This is a genomic window from Micromonospora sp. DT15, assembly GCF_049841475.1.
In the GTDB taxonomy this organism is placed as follows: domain Bacteria; phylum Actinomycetota; class Actinomycetes; order Mycobacteriales; family Micromonosporaceae; genus Micromonospora.
In genome coordinates this window covers 433,952-447,488 of the sequence record NZ_JBNCKJ010000001.1, presented here as the reverse complement: position 1 = coordinate 447,488, position 13,537 = coordinate 433,952, and the positions used below count along the sequence as shown (strand labels likewise).

At 72.2% G+C, this 13,537-nt stretch carries 14 protein-coding genes; 4 read left to right on the top strand and 10 right to left on the bottom strand.

Going from position 1 to position 13,537, the window contains the following annotated elements; genetic code table 11:
- Positions 1 to 186 precede the first annotated feature (186 nt).
- From dxs to ACLQ3F_RS02050, 3 genes are all read right to left on the bottom strand, one after another.
- Positions 187 to 2,133, bottom strand: coding sequence for a 1-deoxy-D-xylulose-5-phosphate synthase (gene dxs / locus ACLQ3F_RS02060; RefSeq protein ID WP_355009346.1), 1,947 nt, complete (start codon positions 2,131 to 2,133; stop codon positions 187 to 189).
- A gap of 114 nt (positions 2,134 to 2,247) precedes the next feature.
- Complete coding sequence (locus ACLQ3F_RS02055) at positions 2,248 to 3,444, bottom strand: class I SAM-dependent RNA methyltransferase (protein ID WP_425846160.1); 1,197 nt, start codon at positions 3,442 to 3,444, stop codon at positions 2,248 to 2,250.
- Positions 3,445 to 3,538: 94 nt separating this feature from the next.
- Positions 3,539 to 5,623, bottom strand: coding sequence for an APC family permease (locus ACLQ3F_RS02050; RefSeq protein WP_425845446.1), 2,085 nt, complete (start codon positions 5,621 to 5,623; stop codon positions 3,539 to 3,541).
- A gap of 163 nt (positions 5,624 to 5,786) precedes the next feature.
- On the opposite strand from ACLQ3F_RS02050, the gene ACLQ3F_RS02045 reads away from it, so the two are divergent.
- Both ACLQ3F_RS02045 and ACLQ3F_RS02040 read left to right on the top strand, forming a co-directional pair.
- Positions 5,787 to 6,452, top strand: a complete 666-nt coding sequence (locus ACLQ3F_RS02045) for a potassium channel family protein (protein ID WP_355009344.1) — start codon at positions 5,787 to 5,789, stop codon at positions 6,450 to 6,452.
- A 3-nt stretch (positions 6,453 to 6,455) separates the two neighbouring features.
- Positions 6,456 to 7,145, top strand: coding sequence for a potassium channel family protein (locus tag ACLQ3F_RS02040; protein ID WP_357198503.1), 690 nt, complete (start codon positions 6,456 to 6,458; stop codon positions 7,143 to 7,145).
- A gap of 37 nt (positions 7,146 to 7,182) precedes the next feature.
- On the opposite strand, the gene ACLQ3F_RS02035 is transcribed toward ACLQ3F_RS02040, so the two are convergent.
- From ACLQ3F_RS02035 to dut, 4 genes are all read right to left on the bottom strand, one after another.
- Positions 7,183 to 7,866, bottom strand: a complete 684-nt coding sequence (locus ACLQ3F_RS02035) for a DUF3159 domain-containing protein (RefSeq protein ID WP_357198506.1) — start codon at positions 7,864 to 7,866, stop codon at positions 7,183 to 7,185.
- Between the two features lie 25 nt (positions 7,867 to 7,891).
- Positions 7,892 to 8,272 carry an OB-fold nucleic acid binding domain-containing protein gene (locus ACLQ3F_RS02030; RefSeq protein WP_357198509.1) on the bottom strand — a complete coding sequence of 127 codons (381 nt, stop codon included), beginning with the start codon at positions 8,270 to 8,272 and terminating at the stop codon, positions 7,892 to 7,894.
- Positions 8,273 to 8,386: 114 nt separating this feature from the next.
- Positions 8,387 to 9,049 carry a DUF3710 domain-containing protein gene (locus ACLQ3F_RS02025; RefSeq protein WP_238683354.1) on the bottom strand — a complete coding sequence of 221 codons (663 nt, stop codon included), beginning with the start codon at positions 9,047 to 9,049 and terminating at the stop codon, positions 8,387 to 8,389.
- A 25-nt stretch (positions 9,050 to 9,074) separates the two neighbouring features.
- A complete protein-coding gene (gene dut, locus ACLQ3F_RS02020; protein WP_355009340.1) occupies positions 9,075 to 9,611 on the bottom strand; it encodes a dUTP diphosphatase in 537 nt (178 codons plus the stop codon).
- Between the two features lie 84 nt (positions 9,612 to 9,695).
- Between dut and ACLQ3F_RS02015 the strand changes: the two genes are divergently transcribed.
- Positions 9,696 to 10,229, top strand: coding sequence for a DUF3093 domain-containing protein (locus ACLQ3F_RS02015; RefSeq protein WP_425845440.1), 534 nt, complete (start codon positions 9,696 to 9,698; stop codon positions 10,227 to 10,229).
- A 78-nt stretch (positions 10,230 to 10,307) separates the two neighbouring features.
- On the opposite strand, the gene ACLQ3F_RS02010 is transcribed toward ACLQ3F_RS02015, so the two are convergent.
- Entirely contained in the window at positions 10,308 to 11,186 is an 879-nt protein-coding gene (locus ACLQ3F_RS02010; RefSeq protein WP_357198516.1) for a hypothetical protein, read from the bottom strand.
- A gap of 119 nt (positions 11,187 to 11,305) precedes the next feature.
- Positions 11,306 to 11,602, bottom strand: coding sequence for a DUF4193 domain-containing protein (locus ACLQ3F_RS02005; protein WP_007075406.1), 297 nt, complete (start codon positions 11,600 to 11,602; stop codon positions 11,306 to 11,308).
- Positions 11,603 to 12,035: 433 nt separating this feature from the next.
- Between ACLQ3F_RS02005 and ACLQ3F_RS02000 the strand changes: the two genes are divergently transcribed.
- Positions 12,036 to 12,548 carry a LytR C-terminal domain-containing protein gene (locus ACLQ3F_RS02000; RefSeq protein ID WP_355009418.1) on the top strand — a complete coding sequence of 171 codons (513 nt, stop codon included), beginning with the start codon at positions 12,036 to 12,038 and terminating at the stop codon, positions 12,546 to 12,548.
- 159 nt (positions 12,549 to 12,707) lie between these two features.
- Here ACLQ3F_RS02000 and ACLQ3F_RS01995 read toward each other — a convergent pair whose 3' ends face one another.
- Entirely contained in the window at positions 12,708 to 13,526 is an 819-nt protein-coding gene (locus ACLQ3F_RS01995; protein ID WP_425845438.1) for an inositol monophosphatase family protein, read from the bottom strand.
- Positions 13,527 to 13,537: the final 11 nt, after the last annotated feature.

Genomic DNA, 13,537 nt, shown 5'->3' with positions numbered 1-13,537 from the left:
ACGCAGCCAAGGCGGAGCTGGGGCGGGGCTGGGGCGGGGCTGGGGCGGGGCTGGGCAGTCGGAGGGCTTGGGCGCTGCGGCCTGAGGGCGCGGACTGGGGCTGAGGGTGCGGACTGCGGACTGCGGACTGGGGGTGGATATGCGACGGCGGGCGTCCCGAGGGACGCCCGCCGTTGTTTGTTCTCGTCAGTTCTGTGCGGCTGCGTCGCTGGGGGTGAGGCGGTCCGGGGTGGCGTCCAGGCCGGAGATCCAACCGGTGACGTTGCGGGCCACGTCCTGAGCGGTCAGGCCCAGGTCGGCGAGGATCTGCGCGCGGGTGCCGTGCGGGTGCCAGTCGGCCGGTACACCCAGGTCCTTGAGCGGCACCCGGACGTCGGCGTCGCGCATCGCCTGGGCGAGCGCGTCGCCCACCCCGCCGACCCGGACGCCGTCCTCGACGCTGACCACGAGCCGGTGGCGGGCGGCCAGGTCGACCAGTTCCGCCGGGACCGGGCGCACCCAGCGGGGGTCGACGACGGTGACGCCGTAGCCCTGCTCGGCGACCCGGGCGGCCACCTCCATGCCCAACTGACCGAAGGAGCCGACGGCGACGAGCAGCACGTCGGTACGGGCGGACTCGGCCAGCACGTCGACAGTGCCGACCCGGCGCAGCGCCGGCAGGTCCGCGGCGACCGCCCCGGTCGGGAACCGCACCACTGTCGGGCCGTTGTCGACGGCCATCGCCTCGCGCAGTTCCTCGCGCAGGGTGGCGGCGTCGCGGGGAGCGGCGATCCGCAGCCCCGGCACCACTCCGAAGACCGACATGTCCCAGATGCCGTAGTGGCTGGGCCCGTCCGGGCCGGTGATGCCCGCCCGGTCCAGTACGAAGGTCACCGGCAGCTTGTGCATCGCCACGTCCAGCAGGACCTGGTCGAAGGCACGGTTGAGGAAGGTGGCGTAGACCGCCACCACCGGGTGCAGGCCACCGAGCGCCAGACCGGCCGCCGAGGTGGCCGCGTGCTGCTCGGCGATGCCCACGTCGTACACCCGCTCGGGGTACTTGCGGGCCAGCTTGGCGATGCCGGTCGGCTCGGCCATGGCGGCGGTGATGCCCACCACGTCCGGGCGCTCGTCAGCGATGGCCAGCAGCTCGTCGGCGAAGACGTGCGTCCACTTCACCGACGGGGCGGCCAGCAGCGCGCCGGTCTCCACGTCGAAGGCGCTGCCGGGGCCGTGCAGGCAGTCGGCCTCGTCCTCCTCGGCGGGACGGTAGCCGTAGCCCTTGCGGGTGACGGCGTGCACGATGACCGGGCCGCCGAAGTTCTTGGCCGCGCGCAGCGCCGCCTCGACCGCCGTCACGTCGTGCCCGTCCACCGGGCCCACGTACTTGATGCCCAGGTCCTCGAACATGGCCTGCGGGGCGACGGCGTCCTTGATGCCCTTCTTGACCGCGTGCAGCACCTCGTACATCGGCTTGCCGACGAGCGGCGTGGAGCCGAGGGCGTCCTTGACGGTGTCGAGGACCTTCTCGTAGCCGGGGTTGAGCCGCAGCGAGGAGAGGTGGTCGGCCAACCCGCCGATTGTCGGCGAGTAGGACCGGCCGTTGTCGTTGACCACGATCACGAGGGAGTTGCCGGCGGTGGCGATGTTGTTCAGCGCCTCCCAGCACATGCCGCCGGTCAGCGCGCCGTCGCCGACCACGGCCACGACGCTGCGCGCCTCACCCCGGAGGGCGTACGCCTTGGCGAGGCCGTCGGCGTAGGACAGCGCGGTGGAAGCGTGCGAGTTCTCGATGAGGTCGTGCTCGCTCTCCGCCTGGCTGGGGTAGCCGGAGAGGCCACCGCGCTGGCGGAGCTTGTCGAAGCCGGCCTGACGCCCGGTAAGGATCTTGTGTACGTACGCCTGGTGGCCGGTGTCGAACAGGAGCCGGTCCCGGGGTGAGTCGAAGACGCGATGCATGGCGAGCGTCAGCTCGACCACACCGAGGTTGGGCCCGACGTGCCCGCCGGTGCGGGAGACCTTGGTGATCAGGAAGTCCCGGATCTCGGCGGCGAGGACGTCCAGTTCCTCGCCGGACATCCGCTTGACGTCCTGCGGACCCCGAACCGTCCCCAGCAGCCGGCCGTGGTTGGCCGTGTCCTCTTCAACACTCATGAACGGAGAGTCTATCGGCCCCCCGGTACTCCGCAGCCCGGCCCGAGCCGCACGCACCCGGGCCGGGCCGGGAGTGGGCAGCTGAGCACCCGGTCAGGCGCCGACGCGGGTGTTCTACCGCACGTCCGGGGGAAGCAGCAGCCCGACCTGCTCGACGTGCTGCGTCATCGGGAAGAGGTCGAAGCCCCGGAGCGCCGCCAGCCGCCAACCGAGGTCGGCGAAGGTACGCACGTCCCGGGCGAAGGCGGCCGGGTCACAGGCCACGTACGCGACCGCCCGCGGGCCCGCGGCGACCAGCGCGCGGACCACCGGGGCGCCGGCCCCGGAGCGCGGCGGATCGAGCACCACCACGTCGACCGGGCCGGTGATCCGTCGGCGGGCCAGCGCGGTCTCCACCCGTGCCGACACCACCTCGACGCTGGGCTGGTCGGCGAGGTTCTTTCGGGCGGCGGCGACACCCTGCGCCGCCGCTTCGACAACTGTCACCCGGCCGGTGGCGCCGACCCGTGCGGCCAGCCCGGCGGCGAACAGCCCAGCGCCGCCGTAGAGGTCCCAGGCGACCTCGCCCGGCTGCGGGTCCAGCAACTCCAGCACGGCTGCGGAGAGGGCGTCCGCGGCGGCCGGGTGCACCTGCCAGAACGCGGAAGCGGGCAGCGTCCAGTCCCGTCCGGCGGCGACCTCGCGGACCTCGGTCGGGCCAATGACCGGGGCGGGCACCCCGTCGCGGATCTCCGTGACGGTGACGTCTCCGCCGGTGCTGGCGACGGTCTCCACCGCCTCGGCGGCCGGCCAGCGCGCACCGGTGGGGGTGAGCACCGGAAGCTGCTGGATGGCCGGGTGGGCGATCCGGCAGCGGTCGATCGGCACCACCTCGTGCGAGCGGTGCTTGAGCAGGCCGGCACGGTCGGCGGCGTCGACCGCGTAACGGACCCGGGAGCGCCAGCCGAGCAGCCCACCGGGCAACGCCTCGACGCGCACGCCGAGCCGGTCCAGCTCGACGTCGGTCAGCCCACCGAGGCGGACCAACTGCTCGCGGACCACTGCGGTCTTCCAGGCCAGCTGGGCGGCCGGTGCGACGTGCTGGAGGTCGCAGCCCCCGCAGGCACCCGGCTTCGCGTACGGGCAGGGCGGCTCGACCCGGTCCGGTGAGGGCTCGAGCACTGTCACCGCGTCGGCCCGGACGAACCCCCGGTGCACCTCGGTGACCTCGGCGACGACCCGCTCACCCGGCAGCGCGTGCCGGACGAAGACCACCTGCCCGTCCACCCGGGCGACACAGTGCCCGCCGGGCGCGACCGCGTCGACGGTCAGCTCGACCCGGTCCGTCTCGGCGAGGCCCCGCTCGAACGCCGGTGAGGCCGACGCCGACGGCGTCCCGGGTGTCGCGGTCCGCTGACCGCCTGGCTCAGTCACGAGTGTTCCCCATCGTTGCGCTGTTCTCAGGACCGCCCTCGCCGGGCGGCGCGGCGGCCACCGGCGGTGCGGCGACCGGCGGTGGCACGGCGCTCCGTGGCCCACGCGCCGGTGTCCGGGACAGTGTGGCGTCCAGCCGGTCCAGGTTCTTGCTCGCTGTCGACGCGAGCTGCCACGGCACGCTGACCACCATGACCCCCGGTTCGAAGAGCAGCCGGCCCTTGAGGCGCAGGGCGCTCTGGTTGTGCAGCAGGTTCTCCCACCAACGGCCGACCACGTACTCGGGGATGAACACGGTGACCACGTCCCGGGGCGACTTGCGACGGGTGGAGGCGACGAAGTCGAGGATCGGGCGGGTGATCTCCCGGTACGGCGAGTCGATCACGGTGAGCGGGATCGCCATCTCCCGTCGCTCCCAGTCGGCCTGCAGGTCCCGGGTGTCCTTCTCGTCCACGTTGACCGTCACCGCGGTGAGCGTGTCCGGCCGGGTGGCGCGGGCGTAGGCGATGGCCCGCAGCGTCGGCTGGTGCAGCTTGCTGACCAGCACGATGGCGTGGTTGCGGGCGGGCAGCACGGCCCGGCCCTCGTCCGGCGGGGTCAGCTCGACGGCGATCCGGTCGTAGTGCCGGCGGATCGCCAGCATCAGCACGTAGATCACCGCCATCGCGGCGATGGCGATCCATGCGCCGAGCAGGAACTTCGTGATCAGGACGATCACCAGCACCGCGCCGGTCAGGCCCGCGCCGAAGGTGTTGATGGCACGCGAGCGGTACATCCGGCGGCGCGCCTCCGGGTCCCGCTCGGTGCGCAGGTGCCGGTTCCAGTGCCGGATCATGCCGGCCTGGGAGACGGTGAACGAGACGAAGACCCCGACGATGTAGAGCTGGATGAGTCGGGTCACCTCGGCCTGGAAACCGACGATCAGCACGATCGCGAAGAGAGCCAGGAAGACGATGCCGTTGGAGAAGGCCAGCCGGTCGCCCCGGGTGTGGAACTGGCGGGGCAGGTAGCGGTCCTGGGCGAGGATCGAGCCGAGCACCGGGAAGCCGTTGAACGCGGTGTTCGCGGCCAGGAAGAGGATCAGGGCGGTCATCCCGGCCACCACGTAGAGCAGGATCGACCCGGAGCCGAAGACCGTCTCGCCGAGCTGGGTGGTGACCGTCTTCTGCACGTACCCCTCGGGGCCGGAGACGATCTGGAGGCCCGGGTCCTCCACGAACTGGAGGTGGGTCAGCCGGGACAACCAGATGATCCCGACCAGCATGCTCACCGAGATGCTGCCGAGCAGCAGCAGGGTGGTGGCGGCGTTGCGGCTCTTCGGCGCCTTGAACGCGGGCACCCCGTTGGAGATCGCCTCGACACCGGTGAGCGCGGCGGCGCCCGAGCTGAACGTCCGCAGCAGCAGGAAGATGAGCGCGAAACCGGTCACACTGTGCTCGGCCTGGATCACCAGGTCGGCGCTCGGCGCGCGCAGCTCGTCACCCAGCACGAAGACCCGGAACAGACCGGTGAGCAGCATCCCGCCCATCACGATCACGAAGCCGTAGGTGGGGATGGCGAACGCCGTGCCCGACTCGCGCAGACCACGCAGGTTGACCGCGCTCAGCAGGACGACAGCGCTCACCGCGATCAGGACCTTGTGGGTGGCCACGAACGGCACCACCGAGCCCAGGTTGGCCACCCCGGAGGAGACCGACACCGCCACCGTGAGCACGTAGTCGACCAGCAGCGCGCTGGCCACCCCGACGCCGAACTTCGGCCCCAGGTTGACAGTGGCCACCTCGTAGTCGCCGCCACCGGACGGGTAGGCGTGCACGTTCTGCCGGTAGCTCGCCACCACGGTGAGCATGACCACGACCACGGCCAGCGCGATCCACGGCGAGAAGACGTACGCGGAGGCACCGGCGATGGAGAGGGTCAGCAGGATCTCGTCGGGCGCGTACGCGACGCTGGACAGCGCGTCGGACGCGAACACGGGCAGCGCGATGCGCTTCGGCAGGAGGGTGTGCTGGAGCCGGTCGGACCGGAACGGTCGACCGAGAAGAAGCCGCTTCAGCAGCGAGGTGGGACTGGCCACGAACGCCAAGAGTACGACCACCACGGCGGGCGCGCGGGGGTGGGCGATCACCGCTGCTCGCGACGGCGGGGTACGGTCGGTCCCCGCTCGTGACCGGGACGTGGCAGGCTCGCACTCGAAGGCCACCGGCAGCGGGAGTGGTACGCACCTTGGGAGGGACAGCGTGCACGTCGTGATCATGGGATGTGGTCGGGTCGGGTCGACGCTCGCCCACAGCCTGGAGTCCCGAGGGCACTCGGTGGCGGTGATCGACCAGGACGCCGACGCCTTCCGCCGGCTCGGCCCCGACTTCGCCGGGATCACCGTGACGGGGGCCGGTTTCGACGGCGAGGTGCTCCGGCAGGCCGGCATCGAACGCGCGGACGCCTTCGCGGCGGTGTCGAGCGGCGACAACTCCAACATCATCTCGGCCCGGCTGGCCCGCGAGACGTTCGGCGTGTCCCGGGTCGCCGCCCGCATCTACGACCAGCGCCGGGCGCAGGTCTACGAGCGGCTGGGCATCCCCACCGTGGCGACCGTGCGGTGGACGGCGGACCGGATGCTGCGACACCTGGTCCCGGAGGGCAACGTGGAGATCTTCCGCGACCCCACGAGCACGGTGTCGATCGTCGAGGTGCCCGTACACAAGGACTGGATCGGCCGACCGGTGCGGACGCTGGAGGACGCGACCGGGGCGCGGGTGGCCTACCTGATCCGCTTCGGCATCGGCACGCTGCCCACCGGCTCCACAGTCATTCAGGAGGGCGACCAGGCGTTCATGCTGGTCAGCGATGACATCGTGGCGACTGTCACGTCGGTGGCGGCGACGCCGCCGGAAGGAGGGCACTGAGCCATGCGGGTCGCCATCGCGGGCGCGGGCAACGTGGGCCGCTCGATCGCCCAGGAGTTGATCGACAACGGCCACCAGGTGATGCTGATCGAGCGTCAACCCAAGATGCTTCGCCCGGACCGGGTGCCGGCCGCCGAGTGGGTGCTGGCCGACGCGTGCGAGGTGAGCAGCCTGGAGGAGGCCGACGTCGCCGGCTGCGACGTGGTGGTCGCGGCGACCGGCGACGACAAGACCAACCTGGTGCTGTCGCTGTTGGCCAAGACCGAGTTCGCGGTGCCCCGGGTGGTCGCCCGGGTCAACCGGGCCGAGAACGAGTGGCTGTTCACCGAGCAGTGGGGCGTGGACGTCGCGGTGAGCAAGCCGCGGGTGATGGCCGCGCTCGTCGAGGAGGCGGTCACCGTCGGCGACCTGGTCCGGCTGATGACCTTCCGACAGGGCGAGGCGAACCTCGTCGAGATCACCCTGCCGCCGACCGCCCCGTACGTCGGTGAGCCGATCCACGCCGTGCCACTGCCCCGAGACGCCGCCCTGGTGGCGATCCTGCGCGGCAAGCGGGTCCTGGTGCCCAGCCCGGACGACCCGATCGAGGCCGGGGACGAGCTGATCTTCGTCTGCACCGCCGAGGTGGAGGACGCCGTCCGCGCGGTGATCCTCGGACCGGACAGCGTCGAGCGGACCCGCGGCTCACGCTGACCCCACGGGGCCGAGCGGTCCGGCCGCCCGACGTCGCTCAGGCGCTGGGCAGCGGGGCCGGCGGTGTCTCCCGGGTGACCCGGCGCACCGTCCAGACCGTGATCAGCAACAGCAGCGCGTACGGCGGGTAGCCCAACGCCAGTCGGGCCACGCCCAGCGCGGTGTCCTGGTGGGCCAGGTAAAGCCCGGCCTGCACGCCCACCTTGGCCAGCCAGACCACGCCCCAGAGCACCGTCAGCTGGGTGAACGTGCGCACCAGCTTCGGGTCGGACCGCCACTCCGAACGGCCCTTGGCCACCAACACCGACCAGATCCAGCCCACCAACGGCTGCCGGATCGCGGCCGAGACCAGCAGGGCGATGCCGTAGCCGATGCCGTAGAGGATGCCGGGAAGGTAGAAGTCACGCTCGTCGCCGGTGCGCCACGCGATGGCCGCGCCGACACCGACGCCGAAGAGCCCGTTGACGGCGTGTCGGATCGGTCGACGCTGGGCCAGCCGCAGCCCCGCGATCAGCACGGCGACAGCGATCGACGCGATCACCGCCGGGCGCAGCTCGCCGATGATGTTGGCGACGACGAACACCACGACCGGGATGCTGGACTCGACCAGCCCGCGCCAGCCGCCGAGCTGGTCGGCCATCTGCTCGGCGATCGTCGGCAGCGGCTCCTCGTCCTGAGGGTCGGTATCCGGCTGTGCCGCCCGGTCCTGTCCCGTCGTCATCGCCGGCCTTCCGTCCGCAGTGCCGTCACTTGGGCGTGTCCAGCTCGTAGTAGGGGTTGTAGATGACCTTGCGGTCGTCCCGCACGGCCACCCGGCCACGGGCGGTCAGATGCCGGCCCGGCTCGATCCCGGCGATGTGCCGTCGCCCCAGCCAGACCAGGGTGACCACGTCACTGCCGTCGTACAGGTCGGCCTCAAGGGTCGGCAGATTGGTGCGCGGCGTGTAGACCACGGTGCGCAGCCGACCGGCGACCGAGACCAGCTGACCCCGGGAACACTGCTGGGCGGGGATCCCGCCGCACTGGGCGCTCTCCCGACGCAGCTCCTGCGCGTCGATCTCGGCCTCGCTGGCGGTGAACCTCTGCAGGATGCGCCGCAGCGACACCCGGCCCTCGTCGGTCGTCATGACCTCCGCGTCACCCTCTCCACGCTCGCCGTCCCCGGCCGGCCCCGGCGGCGCCGGAACCGTGCCGCCAGCGTACGCCGACGGGGCTGGTTCCGGCGGGCCGGTGCGCGCCGGTCAGACCTGACGCGGCGCGGCGGCGGCGTCGCCCGCCTCGGCCTCGGCCTGGTCGGCGATCTCCCGAGGCAGCCGCAGCGGCAGGGGCTCGCGGACCGGCTTCGCCTCCTGCCCACGGTCGACCACAAGGCCGTCCAGGCACTCGACGAGCGGACCGGCCATGGCCGGGTCGGTGGCCACCGGGCCCTGGAAGACGCCCCGGACCATCCAACGCGGCCCGTCGATCCCGACGAACCGCAGGTTCGTCGCGCCGTCCGGCGTGTTCACCTGTGCGTGCAGCTCGGGGCCGTACTCGCCGGCGACCTCCTGCGCGCTCGCGCCGTCGCGGAGCAGCGACTGCCGGATCTCCTCGCGCACCTCGTCCCAGATGCCCTCGGACCGGGGGGCGGCGAAGACGCCCAACTGGAGCGCGTTGTCACCGTGCACCAGCACCACCTGCTGGACCACACCCTGTGGGTCGGCCTGCACCCGCACCTCGACGTCGGCGATCGCCGGGATGTGCAGGCTGCCCAGGTCGAGTCGCTGCACGTCGTCGTAGCTCTCGGAGATGTCGTACGGGCCGCGCTCCAACGTCGGCGTCGCATCGCCCTGGTCCGGGACCTGGGTGGCCCGCTCGTCACGGGTCTGCCGCTCCGCGTCGGCCCGCTTTCGGGAGAAGATCACTGCGCCTGCCCTCCGCTGTTCACACTCACCCTGCCACCTCTTCCGTCTGCCCGCGGCCCGGCTCACTCGGCCGCCGCTCGACCCGGTCCTGGCCCGTCGGCGACGGCACCAGCCCGGCGTGCCCACCGGTGGACCCGTGCCCACCAGCCCCGCGCCGGGACGCGGGCAGCTCGACCACCGGCTCGAACCGCGCCCGCGCGACCTGCTGGACCACGAGCTGAGCGATCCGGTCGCCGCGGGAGATCTTCGCCGGCACATCCCGATCATGATTGATCAGGTTGACCAGGATCTCACCCCGGTAGCCGGCGTCGACCGTACCGGGCGCGTTGAGCACCGTCACGCCGAGCCTGGCCGCCAAACCGGAGCGGGGATGGACCAGGCCCACGTACCCCTCCGGCAGCGCGATGGCCACGCCGGTGGGCACCAGGGCACGGCCGCCAGGTGGCAGCTCCACGTCCGCGGCCGCCACCAGGTCGGCCCCGGCATCGCCGGGATGCGCGTACGTGGGCAACGGCAGCTCCGGGTCGAGCAACTGCACAGGCACGGGTACGACGTCGGTCACGGGTCCCCTCTTCCGTCCGGTTCGCGGGGTGACCCTGCCATCCTGCCGGTTCGTCGAGCCGCCGTGCGCCGTACCCTCGCAGGAGTGAGCATGTCGCCCTCCCCGTCCGCCGATCAGCCGCCGGTCGCCGCCCGCTCGGCGTACACCGAGCGGTTGGATCTGCCCTGGTGGCTGTGGCTGGCCGGGCTGGTGGCCGCCGCGTTGCTGGCCGTCGAGATCTGGATGGGCGCCTCCGGCGTCCGCGCCTGGCTGCCGTTCGCCGTGCTGGTGCCGCTCACCGCGGTGGGGCTGTGGTGGCTGGGCCGGATCCGGGTCGCGGTTGCCGACGCCGAGCTGCGGGTGGACGACGCCCGCCTGCCGGTCCGTTTCGTGGCCGACGTGGTGCCGCTGGACGTGGCCGGCCGACGTGAGGTGCTCGGCGTCGGCGCGGACCCGCTCGCCTTCGTGGTGCAGCGACCGTGGATCGGCGGCGCCGTGCAGGTGATCCTCGACGATCCCGCGGACCCGACCCCGTTCTGGGTGGTGAGCACCCGCCACCCGGTCGAACTGGCCGAGGCGGTGCTGACCGCACGGGACGCCCTGTCGGCCTCCCACCCGACGGCGGGCGAGCCGGGCTGACCCGACGCCGAAGGGCGCTCAATTGGCGGTCCGACGCCGAAGGGCGCTCAATTGCCCGTCTGACGCCGAAGGGCCCGCTCAGGTGCCGGTCGGCGGGCCTGGGAGGGCCGCCGGTGGCGCGGGCCGGGCGATACCCCGCCGGCGCAGGTCCACCTGGAGTTGCTCGGCCATCTGCTGGGTGGCCCGACGGTTGAGGAAGCTGGCCACCGCCGCCCCGGTCAGGAACGGCCCGAGCGTGGTGAGGTTGCGACCGAAGCGCCGCAGCAGCATGTCCCGCAACTCTTTACGGGCGGCGGTGCCGAGCACCGCTCCCACTCCCACGCCGGGCACCATCGGGTTGACGCCGCGTTGAGTGGCCCAGGAGTGCACCAGCGCGACCGCCCGTTGACTCCCGGCGGCCGGTAGCGCCACGCCGTGGATCTCGTGCAGCTCGCCGACCAGTTTCAGCTCCACCGCCACCACGGCCACGGTCTCGGCGGCGAGCAGCACCGGCGCCGAGAGCAAGGTCGGGGCCACCGTCCACTCGACGGCCGCGACGCCCCCACCAGCCGCGCCGATGGCGGCGGTGGTCCTCGACGCGTTACGGATGAGCCGGTCGGCCAGGGCGGTGTCGTCCAGGCCGGGGAAGTGCTGGCGCAACGTGTCCAGGTCCCGTACCGGCACGTGCGGGGCGATCTCGGCGACGGCGTCGACCATCCACCGCACGGCGGCGCGGGGCTTGAAAAGGTCGGAGATGCCCCGTGCACGGGCCTGCCCGACCATCCGGGTCAGTAGTTGGCGGCGTCGGGCCGGCGCGATGTCGTCCGCGGTCAACGCCGCGACGGTGGCGCCGAGGTCGTCCGAGCCACCGTCGCCACCGAGGTCGTCCGTGCCACGGGTGGCACCAAGGCCGTCCGTGCCACGGGTGGCACCCAGGCCGTCCGTGCCGCCTTCGGTGGTGCCGCCTCGATCGCTCATCGGACCTCCCGGTGCTGTGGCTACCCGCTACGAGTCAAGCAGGTACCCACCGCAGCCGCATGCCTACACCGGCAGCGGCGACCCCGTTCAGGAGGCCGCCGCCGGTGTTGTCGTGGTTCTCAGACGCACTCGCGGCAGATCAGCTCGCCGTTACGCTCGACCGCCAGCTGGCTACGGTGGTGGACCAGGAAGCAGCGGGCGCACCGGAACTCGTCCTGCTGCATCGGAAGCACCTTGACCGTGAGCTCCTCGTCGGCCAGATCGGCACCGGGCAGCTCAAAGCTCTCGGCGACCTCGGCCTCGTCGACGTCCACCGCGCCCGACTGTGAGTCGACGCGCCGTGCCTTGAGCTCTTCCAGGCTGTCCTCGCCGAGGTCGACCTCGTCGCGACGCGGGGCGTCGTAGTCGGTGGCCATCGGTTTCACTCTCCCATATCGATGTTGTCGCTTCCGGTTGTAACGCCGGACGACGCTGTTTCGGTTCCGCTGGCCGGCCATCACTTGTGTCGGGCACCCGACCCGAGGACCGAACGGGTCGAGCTCGCTGGGGCGACTGCCCTGCGAGCGCGGAACCTTACCCCCCCTTGGGCGAGGCATGTATACCGCCCTTGCGGCTGAGATGTACGCCCCCGCACGCGAGATTGTTCCCAATGTGATTCAGGCGACACGAAGATAGGGGTAGTAGTACCCGGTTCGCGGTCGGCGCGCCGGCATGTCGGGCTGTTTCCACGCGACGGCCGGACAACCGTTAACCTCAGCGGCGTATTCGACGGCCGGCGGCCTGAGCGATCGTTCCCGGCCGCCACCACCCACTGAGGTTCCGGGGAGAGCCCTGATGAGTTTTGCGCGCGTGCGAGCACTCGTCGTCGTCGGCCTGCTGGCGATCATCGCCCTGGTCTTCGTCGTCGTGGCCGTGGTCCGCGACAGCCAGGGCAACGTCGGCACCGCGGCGGGTTGCCCCGAGGGCTGGCCGCTGGCGGATCTGACCCTGCGCGAGCGCAAGGACGTCAAGATCAACGTTTTCAACGCCACGGATCAGCCCGGCCTCGCCCACACCGTCGCCGACGAGTTCAGCAATCGACAGTTCCAGGTCAAGAAGACCGGGAACGAGAAGAAGGTCGACAGCGTCGCGGTGCTGCGGTACGGCCCGAAGGGCGTCGGTTCCGCGCACCTGCTCCAGGCGTACTTCCTCAACAACGCGGTGCCGGGCTACGACCCGAAGCGCGCCGACGACACCGTGGACGTGGTGCTGGGCAACCGCTTCCAGCAGCTCGCCACCACGACCGAGGTCAACCAGTCACTCGGCGACTCAGGCCCCCCGGAGGCACCCAAGGGCGCCTGCCCGTCCCCACCCGCCAAGTGACGGCGTAACCGCTCCCCCGCAGCGCCCGGCCGGCGACCCGTAGCGACCCGGCCCACCGGTCAAAGCCGGGCCCGCCGGTCAAAGCCAGGCCCACCGGCCGCAACCGGGTGTCGGAGGGCCGGAGCCGGCCGCTCGGAGCCGGCCGACCTGGTCCGCCGGTCAGGGACCGCCGGAGGCGTCCAGCGCGGCCAAGCGGTCGTGCAGCGGCGCGAAGAGCGCGGGCGGGGCCGCGACCACCAGGTCCGGCCCCGGCGGCCGACCGGCCAGGCCAGCGACCCGGACCCCCGCCTCGGCGGCCACCAGCCCGCCAGCCGCCAGGTCCCAAGCCGCAAGACCCTTCTCGAAGTACGCGTCGAGCCGCCCCTCGGCGACCAGGCAGAGGTCCAGCGCCGCGGCGCCGAGTCGCCGAATGTCCCGTACGTGTGCGATCAGCCCGGCCACCACCTGCGCCTGGTGCGCCCGACGGCCGGCGTCGTACCCGAAGCCGGTGCCGACCAGCGCCTGCCCCAGGTCCGCCTCGCCGGAGCAGCGCAGGCGCGCACCGTCGCGCCAGGCCCCGCCGCCGGCCGTGGCGGTCCATTCCTCGCCGGTGCTGACGTTACGCACGACGCCGGCAACCACCACCCCGTTCACCTCGGCGGCCAACGAGACAGCGGAGTACGGCAGCCCGTAGAGGTAGTTCACAGTGCCGTCGATCGGGTCGACGATCCAGCGCACTCCGCTATGCGCCGCGCCGGCAGCTTCCTCCCCGTACTCCTCGCCCAGCACCGAGTCGTCGGGGCGTAGCGCGGCCAACGCGGCGAGGATCTGCCGCTCCACCGCGCGGTCGGCGGCGGTGACCACGTCGGTGACGGTGCTCTTGGTGGCGGCGACGACGACCCCCTCGGCACGCATCCGGTACGCGGTGTCCGCCGCGTCCCGAGCCACCTTCACCGCGACGGTCAGCAGCTCCGACGGTGTCGTAGCCGAGTTGGTCATGATTCGCCTCT

Bases quoted from the DNA above. Each gene is read 5' to 3' on its own strand.
- ACLQ3F_RS01995 (WP_425845438.1), bottom strand. From the start codon at position 13,526: ATGACCAACTCGGCTACGACACCGTCGGAGCTGCTGACCGTCGCGGTG.
- dxs (WP_355009346.1), bottom strand. From the start codon at position 2,133: ATGAGTGTTGAAGAGGACACGGCCAACCACGGCCGGCTGCTGGGGACG.
- ACLQ3F_RS02030 (WP_357198509.1), bottom strand. From the start codon at position 8,272: ATGACGACCGACGAGGGCCGGGTGTCGCTGCGGCGCATCCTGCAGAGG.
- ACLQ3F_RS02035 (WP_357198506.1), bottom strand. From the start codon at position 7,866: ATGACGACGGGACAGGACCGGGCGGCACAGCCGGATACCGACCCTCAG.
- ACLQ3F_RS02010 (WP_357198516.1), bottom strand. From the start codon at position 11,186: ATGAGCGATCGAGGCGGCACCACCGAAGGCGGCACGGACGGCCTGGGT.
- ACLQ3F_RS02005 (WP_007075406.1), bottom strand. From the start codon at position 11,602: ATGGCCACCGACTACGACGCCCCGCGTCGCGACGAGGTCGACCTCGGC.
- ACLQ3F_RS02040 (WP_357198503.1), top strand. From the start codon at position 6,456: ATGCGGGTCGCCATCGCGGGCGCGGGCAACGTGGGCCGCTCGATCGCC.